The sequence below is a fragment of the Mycobacterium sp. NGS54 genome (assembly GCF_059812465.1).
In genome coordinates this window covers 355897-377063 of record NZ_JCALCS010000004.1, presented here as the reverse complement: position 1 = coordinate 377063, position 21167 = coordinate 355897, and the positions used below count along the sequence as shown (strand labels likewise).

General features: G+C 67.1%; 20 protein-coding genes and 1 pseudogene. 12 read left to right on the top strand and 9 right to left on the bottom strand.

The window, feature by feature from the left end; all coding sequences use genetic code 11:
- Positions 1-26: 26 nt before the first annotated feature.
- From AC5Y5E_RS14255 to AC5Y5E_RS14235, 5 genes and pseudogenes are all read right to left on the bottom strand, one after another.
- Positions 27-1007: a threonine ammonia-lyase gene (locus AC5Y5E_RS14255; protein WP_499903620.1), complete on the bottom strand. Its 981-nt coding sequence runs from the start codon at positions 1005-1007 to the stop codon at positions 27-29.
- A 95-nt stretch (positions 1008-1102) separates the two neighbouring features.
- Positions 1103-1262 (bottom strand): annotated as a pseudogene (locus AC5Y5E_RS14250) (IS256 family transposase); the annotation flags it as partial.
- 55 nt (positions 1263-1317) lie between these two features.
- Positions 1318-2274: a dipeptidase gene (locus AC5Y5E_RS14245; protein ID WP_499903619.1), complete on the bottom strand. Its 957-nt coding sequence runs from the start codon at positions 2272-2274 to the stop codon at positions 1318-1320.
- 4 nt (positions 2275-2278) lie between these two features.
- Positions 2279-3910: an FAD-dependent oxidoreductase gene (locus AC5Y5E_RS14240; RefSeq protein WP_499903618.1), complete on the bottom strand. Its 1632-nt coding sequence runs from the start codon at positions 3908-3910 to the stop codon at positions 2279-2281.
- 26 nt (positions 3911-3936) lie between these two features.
- Positions 3937-4602, bottom strand: a complete 666-nt coding sequence (locus AC5Y5E_RS14235; RefSeq protein ID WP_499903617.1) for an IclR family transcriptional regulator — start codon at positions 4600-4602, stop codon at positions 3937-3939.
- A gap of 126 nt (positions 4603-4728) precedes the next feature.
- Between AC5Y5E_RS14235 and AC5Y5E_RS14230 the strand changes: the two genes are divergently transcribed.
- The 8 genes from AC5Y5E_RS14230 to AC5Y5E_RS14195 are packed head-to-tail and all read left to right on the top strand — an operon-like array spanning position 4729 to position 13896.
- Positions 4729-5592: an alpha/beta fold hydrolase gene (locus AC5Y5E_RS14230; RefSeq protein ID WP_499903616.1), complete on the top strand. Its 864-nt coding sequence runs from the start codon at positions 4729-4731 to the stop codon at positions 5590-5592.
- Positions 5592-7298, top strand: a complete 1707-nt coding sequence (locus tag AC5Y5E_RS14225) for a bifunctional 3-(3-hydroxy-phenyl)propionate/3-hydroxycinnamic acid hydroxylase (protein ID WP_499903615.1) — start codon at positions 5592-5594, stop codon at positions 7296-7298. Before AC5Y5E_RS14230 ends, AC5Y5E_RS14225 begins: the two co-directional genes overlap by 1 nt.
- Complete coding sequence (locus tag AC5Y5E_RS14220) at positions 7246-8163, top strand: 3-carboxyethylcatechol 2,3-dioxygenase (RefSeq protein ID WP_499903614.1); 918 nt, start codon at positions 7246-7248, stop codon at positions 8161-8163. The genes AC5Y5E_RS14225 and AC5Y5E_RS14220 overlap by 53 nt, the downstream gene beginning before the upstream one ends.
- Positions 8160-9896, top strand: coding sequence for an FAD-binding protein (locus AC5Y5E_RS14215; RefSeq protein ID WP_499903613.1), 1737 nt, complete (start codon positions 8160-8162; stop codon positions 9894-9896). Before AC5Y5E_RS14220 ends, AC5Y5E_RS14215 begins: the two co-directional genes overlap by 4 nt.
- A gap of 20 nt (positions 9897-9916) precedes the next feature.
- Complete coding sequence (locus AC5Y5E_RS14210; protein ID WP_499903612.1) at positions 9917-11221, top strand: LLM class flavin-dependent oxidoreductase; 1305 nt, start codon at positions 9917-9919, stop codon at positions 11219-11221.
- Between the two features lie 20 nt (positions 11222-11241).
- Complete coding sequence (locus tag AC5Y5E_RS14205) at positions 11242-12069, top strand: coniferyl-alcohol dehydrogenase (protein ID WP_499903611.1); 828 nt, start codon at positions 11242-11244, stop codon at positions 12067-12069.
- Positions 12057-13046 carry a cyclase family protein gene (locus tag AC5Y5E_RS14200; protein ID WP_499903610.1) on the top strand — a complete coding sequence of 330 codons (990 nt, stop codon included), beginning with the start codon at positions 12057-12059 and terminating at the stop codon, positions 13044-13046. Before AC5Y5E_RS14205 ends, AC5Y5E_RS14200 begins: the two co-directional genes overlap by 13 nt.
- A gap of 13 nt (positions 13047-13059) precedes the next feature.
- Positions 13060-13896, top strand: a complete 837-nt coding sequence (locus AC5Y5E_RS14195; protein WP_499903609.1) for an alpha/beta fold hydrolase — start codon at positions 13060-13062, stop codon at positions 13894-13896.
- On the opposite strand, the gene AC5Y5E_RS14190 is transcribed toward AC5Y5E_RS14195, so the two are convergent.
- The 4 genes from AC5Y5E_RS14190 to AC5Y5E_RS14175 all read right to left on the bottom strand — a co-directional run bounded on the left by AC5Y5E_RS14190 (position 13884) and on the right by AC5Y5E_RS14175 (position 17995).
- The gene (locus AC5Y5E_RS14190) at positions 13884-15488 is read right to left on the bottom strand and encodes a multicopper oxidase family protein (RefSeq protein WP_499903608.1); all 1605 of its coding nucleotides are present in this window, start codon (positions 15486-15488) and stop codon (positions 13884-13886) included. The two genes, AC5Y5E_RS14195 and AC5Y5E_RS14190, sit on opposite strands and share 13 nt — an antisense overlap.
- Before the next feature lie 89 nt (positions 15489-15577).
- Positions 15578-16441 (bottom strand): ABC transporter substrate-binding protein, encoded by an 864-nt coding sequence (locus AC5Y5E_RS14185; protein ID WP_499903607.1) that lies wholly within the window; start codon positions 16439-16441, stop codon positions 15578-15580.
- Between the two features lie 6 nt (positions 16442-16447).
- On the bottom strand, positions 16448-17191 hold the full coding sequence (locus AC5Y5E_RS14180; protein ID WP_499903606.1) for an SDR family NAD(P)-dependent oxidoreductase: 744 nt from the start codon (positions 17189-17191) through the stop codon (positions 16448-16450).
- 39 nt (positions 17192-17230) lie between these two features.
- Positions 17231-17995, bottom strand: a complete 765-nt coding sequence (locus AC5Y5E_RS14175) for an SDR family oxidoreductase (RefSeq protein ID WP_499903605.1) — start codon at positions 17993-17995, stop codon at positions 17231-17233.
- A 137-nt stretch (positions 17996-18132) separates the two neighbouring features.
- Between AC5Y5E_RS14175 and AC5Y5E_RS14170 the strand changes: the two genes are divergently transcribed.
- The 4 genes from AC5Y5E_RS14170 (at position 18133) to AC5Y5E_RS14155 (ending at position 21130) form a co-directional block, all read left to right on the top strand.
- Entirely contained in the window at positions 18133-18942 is an 810-nt protein-coding gene (locus AC5Y5E_RS14170; protein ID WP_499903604.1) for an SDR family NAD(P)-dependent oxidoreductase, read from the top strand.
- A 62-nt stretch (positions 18943-19004) separates the two neighbouring features.
- Positions 19005-19670: a TetR/AcrR family transcriptional regulator gene (locus AC5Y5E_RS14165; RefSeq protein ID WP_499903603.1), complete on the top strand. Its 666-nt coding sequence runs from the start codon at positions 19005-19007 to the stop codon at positions 19668-19670.
- 10 nt (positions 19671-19680) lie between these two features.
- Positions 19681-19875: a ferredoxin gene (locus tag AC5Y5E_RS14160; protein WP_499903602.1), complete on the top strand. Its 195-nt coding sequence runs from the start codon at positions 19681-19683 to the stop codon at positions 19873-19875.
- 1 nt (position 19876) lies between these two features.
- Positions 19877-21130 carry a cytochrome P450 gene (locus tag AC5Y5E_RS14155; protein ID WP_499903601.1) on the top strand — a complete coding sequence of 418 codons (1254 nt, stop codon included), beginning with the start codon at positions 19877-19879 and terminating at the stop codon, positions 21128-21130.
- Positions 21131-21167 lie beyond the last annotated feature (37 nt).

Here is a 21167-nt window from a genome sequence, read left to right as displayed (position 1 = left end):
CGACTTCGCCAGCGACCGAGCAATTGTCACGACCTGTGGACGGTGGTCCCGCCGACCCAGCGCCGGTAGTTGTCTGGGTTGACGTTGCTGCCGCACACGATTGTGACGATGTGTTGGCCGGCAAAGCGGCCACGGTCTTCGAGGACCGCGGCGACACCGAGCGCGGCCGACGGTTCCACAACAAGGCCAGCGCCCTCGAGAAGCACCCGCATACCGGCCATGATCGATGCCTCCTGCACCAAGACGGCGTCGTCGGCGACTAGCAGGAGGTCGTTCAGAACGGCCGGAATTGGACACCGCCCGACGACAGCGTCGGCGATGGTGTCAGTCGATTCGGTGTTAACGACACTCCCCTGGCGCCACGAAAGTGTCATTGCCCCTGCACCGGCAGGCTGAATGCAGATCACCTCCACCTCGGGCGCGAATGCCTTCAGCACATGCCCGACACCGGTGGCCAGCGCTCCACCGCCCAGAGCGATCAGTACGGCGTCGAACGACGATGCAGCATCCACCAGTTCCAGGCCAATGGTCGCCGCGCCCTCACAGGTTTCGATATCCAAGCTGTCTTCGAGCAGCCGGATGCCCTCATGCCGCGCGATGGCTGCCGCTCGGGCACGCGCCATCTCGTGATCGCCGTCCACTAACTCCAACCTGGCGCCCAGCGCGCGCATGCGATCGAGCTTGACCGCGGGGGAAAACCGAGATGCAACGACCGTGACGTCGAGACCCCTTGCGCCACCAGACCAAGCCAGGGCCTGGCCGAGGTTGCCCCCGCTGGCACACACCACGGCGGTCGAACCATTGTCGGCGAGCAGACTCGCGACGACCTCTGCGCCGCGGGCCTTGAAGCTACGCACCGGGTTCGCCGTTTCAAGCTTGATGCTCACCGCGCACCCAAGGTCGGGCTCCAGCGCCTCGCAGCGATACAGCGGGGTGTCCAGGAAAACCGGGTCAATTACCCGGCGGGCGGCAAGAATCCGAGCTGTGTCGAGGCGCGTCCCTTCCACGACACAGCAGCGTAGCGCTGCCTGCGCAGCTCATCTGTAGGTCGGGTGTTTTCACGCGACCTCCTCGGTTCCTGCTGATTGCCCTGCCCTCGCGGCGGGGGTTCGACGAGCCTGCCTTTATATGGGAAGGCGGCACCGGCCCGGACGAGAGCAACCAAGTTGGGGGCGTAGACTTTGCGCCGCGAGCTTGAGCAGCGTCATGAGCTTGTAGGCCATAGCAATCCCAGCAGCTCGTGATCCCGGACCCTTGGTCAGCAATCCACCGCAGACTCGCCGGGAGCAGTGTCAAAACTGTCGTGGGATCGGCTGGCTAGGCGCGCCAGACCTGCTGGGCAACTCGATAGAAGTTCCCGCCGAGGACGGCGTCGATGTCGCGAATGCCCCATCCCTGCCGGCGAAGGTGGTCGCCGAGCTCAAGGAAGGTCTCGGGCGGCATCCACTGGATCGCTCCCCAGCGGGTGTAGCTGTCGTCGAACAGATGCGGGTTGCGCACCACCTCATCGATGAAATCGGCAAAATCGAACGAGAAGTCGGTGCTGACGCCGACATGGTCGATGCCGACGAGCTCGACCGCATACTCGAGGTGTCGTGTCATCGCCTCGAGGGTGGGGGTGTTGGGCCCGAGAAAAATGCCAACGCCGGTGATCCCGATGACGCCGCCGGTGGCAGCGCATGCCCGGGCCTGATCGTCGGTGACGTTGCGCGGATGATCCCAGACCGCGCGCATGCAGGAGTGGCTGTAAATGACTGGGCCCGTTGATACTTCGCACATATCCAGGCCCGTGCGGGCGCTGCAATGCGATCCGTCCGGAACGACGCCGACTTCGTTCATCACGGAGAGAAGGGAACGGCCCCACGCGCTGAGCCCGCCGTCCGCAGCGTCCAGGCAGCCGCTGCCGGCGCGATTGGCATGGTTGTAGGTGGGCAACAGCGTGCGCACACCGAGATTCATCAACGCCGCCAGGTTGTCGAGGTCACCATCGAGGGGAGCGGAATCTTCCAGGTCGAAGGCGACCGCGATCCGACCGGCACCGGTAATCGCCTCGACCTCGGCGACATTGGCCGCCAAATCCATGCCCGGGTGGGCATCGACCGCGGCGCGATAGTGCCGCAGCAGCGCCACCGAGTCTTGGAAGGTGTGCGGCGCATAGCCTGCGTTGACCGACAGGAACGCGCCGCCGCTGCGCCGGTACCGCGTCAGCGGCTCCACTTCGGTGTCGGCCTGCAACGGCAGGCAGGTGTGCTGGTCCCACAGGAGCGACGTCATCGAGCTACTCAAGGTCGACGGATTTCCCGGTGGCGGCCGCGTGGCCCGCACGGTAACCGAAAACCATTGCCGGGCCGATTGTTCCGCCCGCCCCGCCATAGGCACGTCCGGTAACGCCGCCCATGGCGTTGCCGGCGGCGAACAGGCCCGGTATCGGGTCACCGCCGACGTGCAGGACGCGCGCGTCGGCGTCGGTGCGCGGGCCGCCCTTGGTCCCCATCGCTCCGATGGACACCGGCACGGCGTAGTACGGCGCGGTGTCGATCGGGCCGAGGGTCTTGCCGGCGAGCGTGGTGGCGCTGTCGTCGCCCCAATAGCCGTCGTACGCGCTGGAACCGCGTCCGAAGTCCGGATCCGCGCCCGCGGCGACATGGCGGTTCCAGTCCTCGATGGTGCGGCTGAGGCCGTCGGCGTCGATGCCGGTCTTCGCGGCCAGTTCGGCGAGGTCTGCCGATTCGCAGAACCAGTCCGGGACCGCTTGCCCCGGCGCGATACCCAGGAACCCATACCGCTGCAGGTGGACCGAGTCGAACACCATCCACCCGCGATCGTTGACGTATCCCGCTCGGGGGTCGAGGTACTGGAACGCGCCGGCCATCGAGTTGTAGTCGGATGCTTCGTTGACGAACCGGCGCCCGGCCGAGTTGACGATGATGCTCCTCGGGCGGGTGCGTTCCAGCCGGACGCTGCGGCTTCGCGGCTTTCCCTCGATGGTGTCGCCCGGGATCTGCACGACGGGCACCCACCAGGCTTCGCCCATGTTGGCCAGATCCGCCCCCTGCGACATCGCCATGCGCAGCCCGTCGCCGGTGTTGTACGGCGGCGAGACGGCGCCGTGCATGGGGCCGCGCAGAAACGCTTGTGTCAGCACCGGATCCCATTCGAAGCCGCCCGTCCCCAGGATGACTCCGCGGCGGGCGCGCACGCGGATGGTCCGCCCCGGCAGGGCGACTCGGACTCCGATGATCTCCCCGGCATCGGCGATGAGCTGCTCGGCGCGGGCGTCGACGTGGATCGTCGCGCCGGCCTCCAGCACGCCGCCCAGAAGGCCGGCGATCAGTGCGGCACCGGCGACGCACAGGTTGCCGGGTTGTTCGTCGGCCGCCGCATCCAGGCGCGCCGCGTGCAAGCGGGCCAGGGTCTCGGCGTCAAAACCCACATTGGAGAAATCGATCGGGAACGCCGTGATCCGAGTGCCCCACTCGCCCAATCGGTTCAGGTCGAACGGAGCAGGGATGTGCGATCGGCCACCGCCGGGCTGCCCTCCGGGCAGCTCGGGCCGGTAGTCGGGAAAGCCGGTGGCAATCTCGAAGCGCAGCTTGCTGTTCGCCTCGACAAAGTCGAGCATCCCCGGGCCGGTCCGCACGAACGTCTCGACCAGGGCGTCATCCATCGCGCCAAGGGACTGCGCGCGCAGGTAGCGCAACGCGTCCGCCACGGTCAATTCCCCATCAGGAGAACGGTTATGGGCGGGAATCCACACGACGCCGCCGGACACGGCGGTGGTGCCGCCAACCGTGGAGGCCTTCTCGAACACCTCCACGGACGCGCCGGCCACCGCCGCCGTCAGCGCCGCGGTGAGTCCGGCGCCTCCGCTGCCGAGCACGGCGACATCGACTTCACGGTCCCATGACATGGATGGTTGTCCCTTCAGCTCCGTGGCTAGCTCAACAGCTCCGCCAACTGCTTTGCGGCGGTGATGACCGCGTCTTTGCCGCGCATCACCACATCCTCACGGTGCGAGATGAGGTTGATGCAGGTCGGCGGCGACGGCGGCGGGCGGTTGACCGGGACGGCCAAACCGTATGTGTTCGGTTCGATTTCGCCGTAAGTGATCACCCAGCCGCACTCCCGAGTCTTGGTCACCAGCTCTCGCTCGCCCGGGCGCGGTGGCATGTTCGCGAGCAAGGCGATTCCCGCGGCACCGCGGTCCAGCGGATATCGACTGCCCTCGTGGAAGGACAGTTGGTAAGCGACATGACTGGGGACGATCACCGCGATCGCCACCTGCTGGTCGCCCTCGGCGATGAGCAGCGATACCGTGGTGCTCAGGTCGTCGGCGAGCGCGCGCAGGATCGGCAGGCTGACCTGACGCACGTTGCGGTCGAACGACGCACCGAGCACCGCCAGGCCGGCCGCCGGGCGGTAGCGCCCGTCCTCGCCTTTGGCCACCAACCGAAACTCGGTGAGCGTGGAAAGCAGTCGATAGGCGATCGTGCGGTGCACCCCGAGTTGGTCGGCCAGTTGCTGCACGGTCAGCCCGTTCGGCGAATCGGCCACCATGTGCAGCGCCGTGAGCCCCCTGGCCAGCGTCTGGGAGCCCGTCATGACCTTGACATACCCCCATCCGAGAGCGAAGCTCTATAGATAACGCACATCAGTGTGCGATATTAGCACACGACGTAGGCCAAAGACGAGAACAATATTTCCGACCCAGCTGGCGTGAGAGGGACCGTGGCGGAATTCGAGAGCATATGGAGCGATCTCCAGGGTGTCGCGTTTTCGCAGGGCTACCTCCATGCCGGCGGAGTGCGCACCCGCTACCTGCGCGCCGGCGATTCCGGCAAGCCGGTGCTGATGTTCCTGCACGGATCCGGTGGCCACGCGGAGGCCTACGTCCGCAACCTGGCGGCGCACGCCGAGCACTTCTGGACCTGGTCCATCGACATGCTGGGCCACGGTTATACCGACAAACCGGGCTACCCGCTGGAGGTCGTCCACTACGTCGACCACCTGCTGGAGGTGCTGCGCGCCATCGGGGTCGACCGCGCCAGCGTGAGCGGTGAATCGCTGGGGGGCTGGGTCGCCGCGCGAGCCGCCATCGACCACCCCGACGCGGTGGACCGACTGGTCCTCAACACCGCCGGCGGCTCCCAGGCCGATCCGGAGGTGATGCAGCGGATCATCACGCTGTCCATGGCCGCCGCTGAGAACCCGACCTGGGAAACGGTCCAAGCGCGGATCAAATGGCTGATGGCCGACAAGTCCAAGGATTACGACGACCTGGTCGCCAGCCGCCAACGGGTATACCGCCAACCGGGATTCGTCGACGCCATGCGCGACATCATGGCCCTGCAGGATCCCGAGATCCGCGCCCGCAACATCATCGGACCGGACGAATACGGTTCGATCACCGCGCCCACGCTGGTGCTGTGGACCAGTGACGATCCGACCGCCGACGTGACCGAGGGCCGCCGCATCGCGTCGATGATTCCCAACGCGCGCTTCGAGCTGATGCCCGGCTGCGGTCACTGGCCGCAGTATGAGGACGCCAAGACCTTCAACCGCCTACATCTCGACTTCCTGCTGGGCCGCTGATGGCGGCTGTCGAGCGGGACGCACCGGGGGTCGATGTCGAGGTTCTCGTCGTCGGCGCCGGCCCGGTGGGGCTGACACTCGCCAATATCCTTGGCCTGCAAGGCGTCCGCACGCTGGTGGTCGACGAACGGGACACGCTCATCGACTATCCGCGCGGGGTCGGGCTGGACGACGAGGGGCTGCGCACGTTCCAGTCGATCGGGCTGGTCGACCGCATCCTGCCGCACACCGTCCCCAACCAGATCCTTCGCTTCGTCGACGCCAAGCGCCGCGTCCTCGCCGAAATGGCCCCTCCCGACGCCCGTTTCGGCTGGCCGAAGCGCAACGGCTTCGTGCAGCCGCTCGTCGACGCGGAATTGTTACGCGGACTGGACCGGTTCGACCACGTCGAGGTGCGGTGGGAGCGGCCGATGACGGCTTGTCGGCAAGACGGCGACGCGGTCACCGTCGAGCTGGGTGGCGACGCATCCCCGGTGCGGGCCCGCTACGTCGTCGGCTGCGACGGCGGCCGCAGCATGACCCGGCGCATGATGGGCGTGTCATTCGACGGGACGACCTCCTCGACACGATGGCTGGTGGTCGACGTCGCCAACGATCCGCTCGGCCACCCGAACAGCGAGGTGGGCGCCGACCCGGAACGCCCGTACGCCTCGATCTCGATCGCGCACGGAATTCGCCGCTTCGAGTTCATGATTCACGGCGACGAATCCGATGACCAGGCCGAGGATCCGGCCTTCCTGCGCCGGATGCTGTCGCGGATGGTGCCGTACCCCGACCAAGTCGACGTGATCCGGCGCCGCGTCTACACCCATCACTCGCGGATCGCGGGCGCGTTCCGTTCGGGCCGGCTGCTGCTGGCCGGGGACGCCGCGCACCTGATGCCGGTGTGGCAGGGGCAGGGCTACAACAGCGGGATCCGGGACGCGTTCAATCTGGGCTGGAAGCTTGCCGCGGTGGTGCGCGGGCTGGCGGACGACAGGTTGCTGGACACCTACGACATCGAGCGCCGCAAGCACGCGCGGGCGATGATCGACCTGTCCACCATGGTCGGCCGCGCCATCTCCCCGACCAATCGCCGGGTGGCCGGTGTGCGCGATGTCCTGGTGCGGTCGGCGTCAATCGTGCCTTCGCTCAAGCGGTATGTGCTCGAAATGCGGTTCAAGCCGATGCCGCGTTACGACCAGGGGGCCGTCGTGCACACGGACCCCGGCCGCGCCGACTCGCCGGTCGGCACCCTGTTCATCCAGCCCCGGGTCGACACCCGTACCAAGCAGGATGTCTTGCTGGACGACGTGCTGGGCGACTGGCTGGCCGTGGTGTGCTGGAACAACAACCCGCGCAAGATCCTCGGCGACGTGGCGTTCGAAAGCTGGAAAGCCCTGGGCGCCAGATTCTTTGCGCTGCGCCCGGCGACCCAGCTGCACTGGGAAGGCCACGACGATCCCGATGTCGTGATCGTCGGGGACCGCAACGGCGGACTGAAGGCGTGGTTCGACACCCACCAGGAATCGGTGCTGTTTCTGCGGCCCGATCGGTGCATCGCCGGTGCGTGCATCGCTCAGCGCGCACCGGAACTGAGCGCCCGCCTTTTCGAGGCGCTCGCCCTCAAGCCGGAGGGGGGTGATTTGCCAAGTGGCACTGGCTCTGTGCTGTATGTCGCACAGCCCGCTGCTGAATCTTCCGGGGCCGTCGCGGGACCTGCTTGACGACATCGAAACCGCGATCGCCCAGGCGCGCGAGTTTGTGCGGGCCTACCGGCCCGACCTCGTGGTGACATTTTCCCCGGACCATTTCAACGGGTTCTTCTACAAGGTGATGCCGCCGTTCTGCATCGGCACGAGTGCCAACGGCGTGGGGGACTACGGTACCCACGCCGGGCCGCTGGACGTCCCGGAAGACCTTGCCAACGAATGCGCCGAAGCGGTTCTGGGCGCCGGGGTCGACGTGGCAGTGTCGGTCAGCATGGACGTCGATCACGGCACCGTCCAGCCGCTGGAGAAGCTCTTCGGCCACGCCACCGCGCGACCCGTGATACCGATCTTCCTCAACGCGGTCGCCGCGCCGCTCGGGCCGTTGCACCGGTGCCGGGCGCTGGGTACCGCGGTGGGCAACTACCTGGCCACCCTGGACAAGCGGGTCCTGCTGCTGGGATCCGGGGGACTTTCCCACAGCCCCCCGGTGCCGACGCTGGCCACCGCGCCCGCGCCGGTGCGCGAGCGGATCGTGCATGGCCGGCCGATGACGCCGGAGCAGCGACAGGCCCGGCAGCTCGCCGTGATCGACGCGGCCAAATGCTTCGCGGCCGGTGCGGGTGGGCTGCAACCACTCAACCCGGCGTGGGACCACCGATTCCTCGAGATCCTGGACAGCGGAAGGCTTTCCGATCTCGATCAGTGGTCCAACTCGTTCGTGGCCCACGAGGGGGGCAGCTCCGCGCAAGAGATCAGAACGTGGGTCGCGGCGTTTGCGGCCCTGGAGGCCGCCGGGCCGTACCGGACGACGCTGCAGTACTACAAACCGGCTCCCGAGCTGATCGCCGGTTTCGCCATCCGGACGGCGGTGCCGAAATGACGTCCTCGTTCTCGGGCACCGCCGGCGTCTTCGACCACATCGTCGACGTGCTCGTCGTCGGCTCCGGGGGCGGCGGCATGACGGCGGCGCTGACCGCGCACGCGTCCGGGCTGGACGCCCTGGTGGTGGAGAAGTCCTCGCACTTCGGAGGTTCGACCGCCCTTTCGGGCGGGGGTATCTGGGTTCCCGGTGCGCCGGCGCAGCGCAGGGAGGGCTACGCGCCGTCGCCCGAAGGGGTCGTCGAGTACCTGCGGCAGATCACCGACGGGCTGGTCGACGAAGCGCGAATACGCCAGTACGTCGATTCGGCGCCGCGGATGCTCGAGTTCCTCGAGAACCTCTCGAGCTGGTTCGAATTCGTCTGGAAGCCTGGCTATGCCGATTACTACCCGGAGCTGCCCGGCGGCTCCGAGTTGGGCAGCACCATCAATGTGCCCCCCATCGACCTGCGCAAGCTGGGGCCCGACGAGCAGACGCTGCTGCAGCCGTTGGCGCTCGCCCCCAAGGGAATCTGGCTGGGTCCCAAGGAGCTACGGACCTTCTACCGGATCCGGCAGTCATGGGCCGGCAAGGGCGTGGTGTTGAAGCTGATCGCGCGGATGGTCAGGGCCAGGGTTTTCGGCGAGCGGATGGCGGCGATCGGACAGTCACTGGCCGCCCGGCTCAGGCTGGCCATGCGGGAACGCGGGATCCCACTGTGGCTGGACTCGCCGCTGGTGGAATTGCTCACCGACGCGCGCGGCGCGGTGACCGGGGCGGTGGTGGAGCGCAACGGCGCCGCCCAGCGGGTCGGTGCGCGACGGGGGGTCATCCTGGCCTCCGGCGGCTTCGACCACGACCTCGCCTGGCGCAAAGAACAACTGCCGGTCATCGAGCAGGATTGGAGCTTCGGCAACCCCGCCGCGATGGGCGACGGCATCCGAGCGGGCGAGAAGGTCGGCGCCGCAACCGAACTGCTGGACGAGGCATGGTGGTTCCCGGCGATCCAGTGGCCCGACGGGCGGATGCAGTTCATGCTCAACGAACGCATGATGCCCGCGCAATTCATCGTCAACGGCGACGGGAAGCGATTCATCAACGAGGCGGCGCCCTACATGGACTTCGGCCACGCCATGATCGACGGCCAGAAGTCCGGGGTGACCCACATCCCGTGCTGGCTCATCACCGATCACCGGTCGTTCAATCGCTATGTCGTCGGTGGCCATCTCCCGATACCGAAAATTCCCGGCGCGCCGGTACCCACCGGCCGCAAGGTTCCCGCCGCCTGGCTGGAATCGGGCGTAGTCAAAGCGGCTACGACGTGGGACGAAATGGCCGCCAAGATAGGAGTGCCGGCACATCAACTTTCCGAAACCGCAAGCCGCTTCAACGAACTCGCGCGCCAGGGGCACGACGACGATTTCAACCGCGGCGACAGCGTCTACGACAACTACTACGGCGATCCGACCTTGCCCAACCCGAACCTGTATCCGCTGGGCAAGCCGCCGTACTACGCATTCCGGATCGTCCTGGGTGACCTGGGCACTTCTGGTGGCCTGCGCGTCGACGAACACGCCCGCGTGCTGCGGCCCGACGGCACCGTGGTGCCGGGGCTCTACGCGGTCGGCAACACGTCGGCGCCGGTGATGGGCCGCAGCTATGCCGGCGCCGGGGCGACCATCGGCCCGGCGATGACGTTCGGCTACGTGGCCGCCAAACACCTTGCGGCCCAACCTGGCAAACAGACCCCTTAAACCCATATGGGAGGTAATCGATGAAAATTTCGCTGTTCTACGAGTTCGCCCTGCCGCGACCGTGGGCCCCGGACGACGAACACGTCCTGTTGCAGGACTGCCTCGACGAGGTGGAGGCCGCCGACAAGGCCGGGTTCTCGACCGTCTGGCTAACCGAGCATCACTTCCTCGAGGAGTACTGCCATTCCACCGCGCCGGAGATCTTCCTGGCCGCGGCCAGCCAGCGGACCAAGAACATCCGGCTCGGGTTCGGGATCATGCACCTGCTGCCCGCGGTCAATCACCCTGCGCGAGTCGCCGAACGCATCGCCACCATCGACCTCCTCTCCAACGGGCGCGTGGAGTTCGGCACCGGGGAAGGTTCCTCCGTCGGCGAACTCGGCGGATTCGACGTCGATCCCGCCGACAAGCGCGCACAGTGGGAGGAGGCCCTCGAGGTCTCGATCCGATGCATGATCGAGGAGCCGTTCACCGGTTTCAAGGGCGATCAAATCCAAATGCCGCCGCGCAACGTCATTCCCAAGCCGCTGCAAAAGCCGCACCCGCCGGTCTGGGTGGCCTGCACGCGGCCGGCGAGCGTGCAGATGGCCGCCCAAAAATGCATCGGGGCACTGAGCTTCGCGTACACCGGTCCCGGGCCGCTGACCGACCGGGTCAACGGCTACTACAAGGAGTTCGAGGAGAACGGCGTGCCCATCACGCCGCAGATCAACCCGAACATCCTGGCCATCGGTGGGGACCTTTCCATGATGGTCGCCAAGACCGAAGAGGAGGCCCTGCAGCGGCTGGGGCAGGGCGGCGGATTCTTTTCGTTCGGGATCATGCACTACTACCTGACCGGGATGCACGTCCCCGGCCGCACCGGAGTGTGGAAGCGGTATCTCGAGGAGGTCGAGAAGGACCCGACGCTGGCCTACGGCCCGGGACGGGGCGCCATCGGATCCCCGGCCACCGTGCGCGAATTCCTGCGCGGCTACGAGGAGAGCGGCGTCGACGAGATCATCCTGCTGCTCAACCCGCGCAGCCACGAGGGCACGATGGAATCGATTGAGCTGATGGGCAAAGAGGTGTTGCCGGAGTTCATCGAGCGTGACCAGAAGGCCGTGGCTGACAAGGCCAAGCGGCTTGCACCGGTCATCGAGAAGGTCGAGGCGCGCCGGCCGAAGTCGACCGCACCGCTGTTCGACGAAACCTACGCCTTCGGTGGCCTGCCCACCGGCCGCGACAAGTTCACCGCCAGCGAGATCCCCGAGGCCATGGCGGAGATCAACGAGGGCCGCGTGCAGGCGGCGCGGCGCGCCAAGGAGCAAGAGAACGGCAAGTGACGCCGGAAGCTGATTGAGCCGTGGGACGCATCGACGATCTGTGGCGCTACGACGGCCGCCGCGCCGTGGTGACCGGTTGCGCTTCGGGCATCGGCGAACACGTGGTGCGCCAGCTCAGCGAACTCGGGGCCGACGTCGTCGGGCTGGACCAGCGCCGTCCGGCCCTCGCGCTCAACGAGTTTCACGACCTGGACCTCGCCGATCCGGCCTCCATCGAGAGGGCGGCGGCCGCCGTCGAGGGGCCGGTCGACGCGCTGTTCAACGTGGCCGGCGTCTCGTCCGGGATCGGCAACCCCAAGCTGGTCGTCACCATCAACTTCCTCGGGCTGCGGCAGCTCACCGAGGCGCTGATCGACCAGATGCCCGCGGGGTCGTCGATTGTCAGCGTCTCGTCACTGGCCGCGGCGGCGTACCGCGACCACGTGCACGCGGTGGCGCCGCTGCTGAACACGGCGACGATGTCCGAAGGCATCGACTGGTGTGACGCGCACCCCGACGCGCTCGCCGGCGGGGGCTACCAACTGTCCAAAGAGGCGATCATCCTTTACACGATGCGAAACGCCGCACCCCTTGGCGCGCGCGGCATCCGCATCAACTGCACCGGGCCCGGCGTCACCGAAACCCCGATCCTCGACCAGCTGCGCACGGCGTACGGGCAGGGCTTCTTGGACGACATTCCCAAGCCATTGGGGCGCGTTTCGGAGCCGGCCGAACAAGCCGCGGTCCTATTGTTTTTGAATACCCGCGCGGCCAGCTACGTTACCGGCCAGGTGTTGTGGGTCGACGGCGGGAACGTGGGCGCGGCGATCGCCCGTGAGCTCGAGGAAGGAGCGCCGTGGCCAACCTAACCGACTTCCGGCGAGTCGCGCGCGACGTCTCCAACTGGGGACGGTGGGGAGCCGACGACGAGCTGGGCACGTTGAACTTCATCACCGCGGAGAAGGTCGCGCAGGCCGCGAGACTGGTCCGGCACGGCAAGGTGTTCCCACTTGGCGTCGACTTCGGTGCGTCAGGCCCGCAGGGTGCCTTCGGATTCCGGCACAATCCCATGCTTGTGATGACGGTGGACGGTGGGGATGTCAACACGCTGGCTCAGTACGGCCCCGGGTGGGCGCAAAACCCGACGGCGAAGCAGATCGGTGGCTATTTCGTCGACAGTCTGTTCCGCTTTAACGAAGACATGATCATCATGCCGTTGCAGGCGGCCACCCAGTGGGATGCGCTGTCGCACGTCTACTACGAGGACAAGCTCTACAACGGCTTCGCGGCCAGCTCGGTGACCAGCCTCGGGGCCTACCACTGCAGCATCGACAAGGTTGATGTCAAGGGCATCACCTCGCGTGGCGTGCTGCTCGACCTTGTTCGCCACCGAAAGGCGGAAGTCTTTCTTGAGCAAGGGAATCCGATAACTCCCGAGGAATTGGACGACGTCGTCCGCGCGCAGGGCGTCACGATCGAGTGCGGCGATATAGTGCTGATCCGGACCGGCTGGTGGACGAGGTTCGCGCAGACCGGCAACAAGACGGAACCCTTCTCCGGGCTGGACTGGCGCTGCGCGTCGTGGCTGCACGACCACGAGGTCGCCGCGGTCGCCTCCGACAACCTCCAGGTCGAAGATTTGGTATCGGGTGTCGAGGGGGTATTTCTGCCGTTGCATCTGCTTTGCCTGCGCGACATGGGCATGATGTTCGGCGAGTACTGGGACCTCACCGCGCTGGCGGACGACTGCGCGGCTGACGGTGTGTACGAGTTCCAGCTCGTCGCGCCGCCTCTGAGAGTCGTTGGCGCCGTGGGCTCCCCGGTGAACCCGATCGCGATCAAGTAGAGAAGGCGAGCGATTGGAGATGCACCGCAAGACCCTGCTCGTCGACGGCCTGCTCACCAGCTATCTGGTGGCGGGCGAAGGCGACCCGGTGGTGCTGCTGCACGGCGGTGAGTTCGGCGCCAGCGCAGAACTCGGCTGGGAACGCAACATCGCCGCCCTGGCCACGCAATACCGCGTGCTGGCCCCGGACCAGCTCGGGTTCGGGCAATCGGCGAAGGTCATCGACTTCGTCGAGGGGCGCCGGATGCGGATTCGGCACGTGGCGCGATTCTGCGAGGAACTCGGCGTCGGCTCCGCGCACTTCGTCGGCAACTCGATGGGCGCCATCAACCTGCTCACCGACGCCACCTCGGACGCGCCGCTGCTGCCGGTCCGCAGCCTGGTCATCATCTGCGGGGGAGGCGAGATCCAGCAGAACCGGCATTTCGATGCGCTGCAACAGTACGACGCGACGCTGCCGGCGATGCGGCGCATCGTTGAGGCGCTGTTCCACGACCCCGGCTACCCGGCGGACGAGGACTACGTCCGGCGGCGTTACGAATCGAGCACCATCCCCGGCGCATGGGAGGCGGTGGCGGCGGCCCGATTTCGTCGCCCCGACGCCGCGCCCTCCTCGACCCCGACGAGCACGCGCGCCTACGAGCGCATCAACGTGCCGACGCTCGTCATCGAGGGGGGCGACGACAAACTCCTCCCGTCCGGCTGGGCCGACCAGATCACCAAGCAGATCGACGGTGGCCGCGCGGTGGTGGTGGCCAAGGCCGGTCACTGCCCGCAGATCGAGCAGCCGTCGGCGGTCAACGAGTTGCTGCTGGAGTTTCTTGCCGCCATCGGCAGTCAGACGACATAGTTCATGAGGGTCTGCATCCCGGCCACCTGGTGATAGTTGTTGTGGCAGTGCATGACCCATGTGCCGGGGTTGTCGGCGATCAGCACGGCGTCCAGCTTCTGCCCGGGCAGCACGATCACGGTGTCCTTCCGTGCACCGGCGCTGCCGTCGGAATTAACCATCTGAAAAGTGTGACCGTGCAGGTGAATTGGGTGATACATCATCGTGGTGTTGTTGAATGAGAGGGTCGGTCGTTGACCCTGCCGAACCTGCAGCGGACGGGTCTTGCCGTACGGCTCGCCGTTGATCGTCCAGTTGTACTGCATCATGTTGCCGCCCAAGACCACCGGCAGGTTAAGCCCCGGTTCGGCCCGACCCAGGTTGGCGGGCGACGTTGCGGTGAACATCCCGACGGTGCCCACCAGCTTGTCGAGTTCGGCCGGTTGGAATCGCGGGTCGGGAGGGCTGCCGGTGCCGGTGGTGAGCAGGGCCCGTGCCAGGGCGTTCTTCCCTTCCGCGAGTGCGACCAGCGGGAAGACGCCGTCGCCGGCCGTCACGACCACGTCGTACCGTTCGGCCATGCCGATGAGCAGAGCATCGACCTGCTTGGGCACCACGGGATAGCCATCGGTATGCGTGACCGTCATCGAATGGCCGGACAGCGCGACACGGAACGCGGTGTCTGCGCCGGAGTTGATGAGACGGATCCTGATGCGCTGCCCCGGCTTCGCGCTGAACGACGTGGGCGCCGCCGGGATTCGGCCGTTGATCAGGTAGTAAGGGTAACCGATGTCTCCGGCGTCGCCGCCGAGTAGATCGCTCTTACTGCCGCCGTTGTCGGACATGCCAGGCATCTCTGGCATGCCGGACGTCTGCGTCATCGACGTTGTTGACGTGGTGGGAAACGTCGCGGTCGTCAACGTCGTCGGGGTCGTCGGCGTGTTCGAGCGGCTCGGCTTGTCAGGACTGGTGAGCTCGCTGTAGAGCTGCTGCGGGCTCTTCCCGACGCCATCCGTCCAATCATCAAGGACAACAACCCATTCGGCGTCGTAGGCACCCTCCGTCGGATCGTCGATGATGAGCGGCAAATAAAGACCCAGGTCGTCTTCGAGGCCCACATGCGGATGGGCCCAGTAGGTGCCCGGATCCGGGACGGAGAACCGGTAGGTAAAGTCCTGGCCGGCATTGATGTTCGGAGTGGCGGGCTCGGCGCCGTCCATGTCGTTGCGCAGCCTGATGCCGTGCCAATGCACCGACGTCGGATGGTCTAGCTTGTTCGAGACTTTGATGACCAGTTCGTCCCCGACGTTGGCCCGGATCAGCGGGCCCGGGATGTTGTTGCCGTAGGCGAAGGTACGGGCGATCGGCCCGCCGAGATCGATCTCGGCCTGCTGGGGAGTCAGGCTCGCGGTGACGGTGTGACCGCTGTGCGGCCGCGCCTTCTCGGCGGCGGCGATGGCGGCGGCCAGTTGCGCTGCGGCGCCCGATGCCTGGGAGTTGGAATGGCTGCAGCCCGCCAGCGCGAGGCCGCCCGCAATGCCGGCCGCCACGAAACCGCGCCTACTGAGGCGCGCAGTGTCGAAGGGGAACCCGCTTGTGGGCGGCACGGGCATTGAGCGCTCCTCGTCTCGGGTCGAATCGCCCCTGACGACTTATACCGTGCTCGGCCGTTGGCCGGAACGCAAGTCCGGCTCGTGCGCCCTCAGACGGTCCGGTAGATCCGCTCCGCCGATATCGAGGCGACACCGAGTTCGGCCGCGACGGCGTCGACCGCGCGCCGGGCGATGTCGAGGTCCGCCCGGCCGTCGGCGGTGAAGTGCGGACCGATGTAGCGCTCGTAGTGGCGTTGCGCCTCATCGCGCGTCAGCCGGTTCAGGAACGAGGCTAGGTAATCGATGGCTAGCTCGGGTCGGTCGGCCATGGTCCGCAGCGCGCGTTGATTGGCCCGCACCACCGCCTGCACCGCCGGGCTGTCGGGCTGGAGGCGGCTTGCGTCCACCGCCACTCCGACGGTGGGGATCTCGAAAAAGTCACCGACCCACGCCAGCGTGTGGAAGCCCTCCTCCTCGGCGACCTGCTCCGGCGCAAGCGTGCTGCCGACGTAGGCGGCGTCGATGGACCTGTCGCGCAGCCGCCGCAGATCCATCTGGTAGTCACCCGGGGATCGCACCACACACTCAAGATCGCGATCGGGGTCGAGACCGTGCTGGCGCAACACGATTCGCGCGAAACACCCCGGTGCGGTGTGCGGGGCGTGTACGGCGAGCCGGCGCCCGCGAAGGTCCGCCATGGCGGAGACGCCGGGGCCGCCGAGAAACCAGAACAACGGGCGGTGGGTGTTCACGCTCAGCACCGCCCATTCGATGCCATGGGTCAACCGCGACAGGACGGCACGGCCGAGGCCGATCGTCGCGCAGGAGCGCAGACGCTCTGTATCCCAGTTGATTCCGTCCCGCACGGCGACGTGGACGCCTTCGTCGTGGAAGTAACCCTCCTGGTCGGCGATGTAGGCGACCAGTTCTTCGTGGAGGCCGCGCCCGACGTAGGCCAGGTCGATCGTGTCCATGGCCGGTCAGTCCATCGCAAGGCCGCCGTTGACCGGCAGATAGTGCCCGGTGGTGAAACCGGAATCCTCACTCGCCAAGAACGCGATCGTGTGGGCCACCTCGTCGGGGGTGACGAGCCGTCCCATCGGTGCGGCCTCACCGAGCTGATCCATCCGCTCCGACGAAAGTTGCCCGGTCACCCTCGTTCCGCTGACGGTGGCCGGCGCCACCAGGTTCGCGGTGATCCCGTGCGGCGCCAGCTCGAGCGCGACGTAGCGGACGAACTGGTCCAGGGCGGCCTTGGCCGTGCCCAGCGCGATCATCCCGTCGCGCGGACGCCGCGAGAGCCCGGTACTGAGAAAGATCAGCCTGCCGTACCCGCGGGAAATCATGCCCGGCACAACGGCTTTCGTCAGCGAATAAGCGGCGTGCAGCTCGTTGTCCAGCTTGCCGCCGAGCTGCTCCCAAGTGAGGTCGGCGAACGAGGTGACGACGAACGGGATCAACGCGTTGTGCACCAGCACGTCCACCCCGCCCCAGCGCCTCGCGATCTCGTCGGCCATGCCCGAGACGTCACCGGGTGCGGTGACATCGGCCCGGATCGCCACGGCCTCGCCGCCCGCCGACGCGATGCCGGCGACCACCTCCTCGGCCTCCGAGGCGCTGGAGTGGTAGTTGACTCCCACCCGAAAACCGCGTGCGGCAAGGACCCGTGCCGTCGCCGCACCGATGCCGCGGCTGGCACCGGTGATCAATGCGACCCGTGGCATCGGCGTCGATCTCCCCTCCCGCTCCCCCGCGTTGGCCTGCTAGGCGCCCGCGGAGGTGTGCGAGGCCTTCCAGTCGCTGAAGCGGGTGGGGTAGATCGTCGGGTCTTCGCCGTCGATGGGAACGATGCTCTGGTCGTCGAGCACCGCACCGTAGTAGGGCGCCGTGGGGTCGGTGACGACCTGACGGGCGTCGCCGTCCGCGGCCAGGCTGGCGCGGGCGAAGTCGTCCATGCCGAGCTTTTCGGGGCCGGCGATATTGGTGATGCCGTTGGTCGGTTCGCCGATCGCAGCCTGGGTGACGGCCGTGGCGACGTCCTTGGCGGCGATGGGCTGGAACGCCGCATGCGGCAGGCGAATGGTGTCGCCGTCGGCCGCCGAATCGGCGATCCCGCTGACGAATTCGAAGAACTGCGTCGCCCGCACGATCGAATACGGGGCTCCCGATTCCTCGATCACCTTCTCCTGGGCGACCTTGGCGCGCATGTAGCCGCTGTCCTGGGTGCGGTCGGCGCCCACGATCGAGAGCGCGACGTGGTGCCGCACACCGGCGTCGCGCTCCGCGGCCAGGAGGTTACGGCTCGAGGTGGTGAAGAAGTGCAACACCGCGTCGTCTTCCCAGGATGGCGAGTTGGCCACGTCCACCACCGTGTCCACGCCCGCCACGGCTTCGGCGACGCCCTCGCCGGTGACGGAGTCGACGCCCGAGCTCGGCGAGGCCGCAATCGCCTCGTGTCCCAGCTCGGTGAGGTTGGCGATCACCTGCGAGCCGATGAGTCCCGTGCCGCCGATAACCAAGACCTTCATATCCGATCCCTCCCGAGGTAGCCGATGAAGTGGCCAACTCAGCATTCCACTTCCGCTCGGACCCGGATAGGCGCCGTTGTCCCTGCCCTTAAATCAACTGCTTGACTTAACGCGGCTCACGCCGATTAACTCGTCGTGTGGTCAACGATCTGGCGGGCAAGGTAGCCGTCGTCACCGGTGGGGCATCGGGCATCGGCCGCGGCACGGTGGAGAAGTTTGTCGCCGAGGGCGCGCGGGTGGTCATCGCCGACGTCGACGCCGACCGGGGCGCGGCGCTGGCGACGGCGCTGGGACCCGACGCGTTCTTCCAGCGCACGGACGTCTCGGACCCCGAAGAGGTCGGGGCGCTGGTGGCGGCGGCCGTCGATAGGTTCGGCGGCCTGCACGTCATGGTGAACAACGCCGGCGTCTCGGGCACCATGCACCGCCGGTTTCTCGAGGACGACCTGGCCGACTTCCACCGGATCATGGCGGTCAACGTGCTGGGTGTGATGGCGGGCACCCGAGATGCCGCCCGGCACATGGCCGCCCACGGTGGGGGATCGATCATCAACATGACGTCGATCGGTGGAATCCAGGCCGGCGGCGGCGTGATGACCTACCGGGCCTCCAAGGCGGCGGTCATCCAGTTCACCAAGTCCGCGGCAATCGAGTTGGCCTACTACGAGGTTCGGGTCAACGCCATCGCGCCGGGCAACATCCCCACGCCGCTGTTGAAGACGTCGAGGGTGGACATGGAGCCCGCGGAACTCGAGCGCTTCGAGGCCGGGATCCGTGAGACGATGCGGGCCGACCGGCCGCTGAAGCGCGAGGGGACGCCCGACGACATCGCGGAGGCGGCGCTGTACTTCGCCAGCGACCGGTCGCGCTACGTCACCGGAACCGTGCTGCCGGTCGACGGCGGGACGGTCGCGGGCAAGGTCATCCGGTCCAAGCGCAGAGAATGACCCGGGTCGTGACTTTAAATCAAGCGCTTGACTTAAAGTAAGGAGCGGGGTTGACTAGCGGAATGACGACCGCAGGCAGGACCGTTCGCACCGAGCGGGCCAGCTCGACACAGGAGGCGATCCTGGCGGCGGCCGAGCGGCTATACGCCGAGCACGGCATGTTCGCCGTGTCGAACCGCCAGGTCAGCGAGGCTGCCGGCCAGGGCAACAACGCCGCGGTGGGCTACCACTTCGGTACCAAGGCCGACCTGGTGCGCGCCATCGAGCGGAAGCATCGCGGGCCCGTCGAGGAGCTGCGCGAACGGATGGTGGCCGAGCTGCTGGAGTCGCGCAGTTCCATCGAAATGCGGGACTGGGTCGCCTGCCTGGTGCGCCCACTCACCGACCACCTCGCGGAGCTCGGGAACCCCACCTGGTATGCGCGCTTCGCGGCGCAGGCGATGACGGACCCGGCCTACTACAACATCATCGTCAAGGGGGCGCTCAGCTCGCCGTCGCTGGTCCAGGTCGTCGACGGGATCAACGGTTGCCTGCCCGACCTGCCGGCCGAGGTTCGGTTCGAGCGCAACATCATGGCCCGCAATTTGTTGATGCACACCTGCGCCGATCGCGAGCGGGCGCTGGCGGCGGGTTCCACGATGCACCAATCGTCTTGGCGCGCTGCTGCATCCGGCCTCATCGACGCGATCGTGGGCCTGTGGCTGGCGCCCGTGACGCCGGACGAATAGGGGTCGGCGGATGAAAGTGACAGTCGACCAGAACGCCTGCGCGTCGTCGGGCAACTGCGTCATGAACGCGCCCGGGGTGTTCGACCAGCGCGACGACGACGGGGTCGTCGTGTTGCTCAATCCGAATCCGTCGGCCGAGCAGGCCGAGGGCGCACGCCGTGCGGCCGCGGCGTGCCCCGCACTGGCCATCCACATCGAGGAATGAAATGTCGGACACCTTGACGAGCGTGAAAACCGAGACGGATCAACAGATCCCGGAATACCCGATGGCCCGCGACGCCGGCTGCCCCTTCGCGCCGCCTCCGGACGTGATGGCGCTCGCCGAGGCCAAGCCGCTGTCCAGGGTCCGGATTTGGGACGGCAGCACGCCGTGGCTCATCACGGGATACGACCAGGTGCGGGAACTGTTTTCCGACTCCCGGGTCAGCGTCGACGACCGCACGCCCGGGTTTCCGCACTGGAACGCGGGCATGTTGTCCACCGTGCACAAGCGCCCGCGGTCGGTCTTCACCTCCGACGGCGAGGAACACACCCGCTTCCGGCGGATGCTGTCGAAGCCGTTCACGTTCAAGCGGGTTGAGGGGTTGCGGCCGAGCATCCAGCAGATCACCGACGACCACATCGACGCGATGCTCGCCGGACCGCAGCCCGCGGACCTGGTTACCGCGTTGGCGCTGCCGGTCCCGTCGCTGGTGATCAGCGAGCTGCTCGGCGTGCCCTACGAAGACGCCGAGATGTTCCAGCACCACGCCAACGTCGGGCTTGCGCGCTACGCGACGGGGGAGGACACCGTCAAGGGCGCGATGAACCTCAACAAATACCTTGCGCAGCTCGTCGAGGCCCGGATGGCGAAGCCTCCAAAAGAATCAGAAGACGCGGTGTCCGACCTGGCCGAGCGCGTCAACGCCGGGGAACTCAGCGTCAAAGAGGCCGCCCAGCTGGCCACCGGACTGCTGATCGCGGGCCACGAGACCACGGCGAATATGGTCGGGCTGGGCGTGCTTGCCCTGCTGCAGAATCCAGACCAGTTGGCCGTCATCCGCGATGCCGAGGACCCCAAGATCGTCGCGAACGCGGTCGAGGAACTGTTGCGTTACCTGAGCATCATCCAGAACGGACAGCGCCGCGTGGCCCTCGAAGACATCAACATCGCCGGTGAGGTCATCCGGGCCGGCGAGGGCATCATCATCGACCTTGCCCCGGCCAACTGGGATGCACGGGCGTTCACCGAGCCGGATCGGCTGTACCTGCACCGGTCGGGGGCGGATCGCAATGTCGCGTTCGGCTACGGCAGGCACCAGTGCGTCGGGCAACAGCTCGCCCGCGCGGAGCTGCAGATCATCTACCGCACGTTGTTCCGCCGCGCCCCGACGCTGGAATTGGGCATCCCGTTCGAGGAGGTGCCGTTCAAACACGACCGGCTCGCCTACGGCGTCTACGAATTGCCGGTGACCTGGTGAACCGGCCCGATTACTCCCAAAAATGCCTATCCCGAAT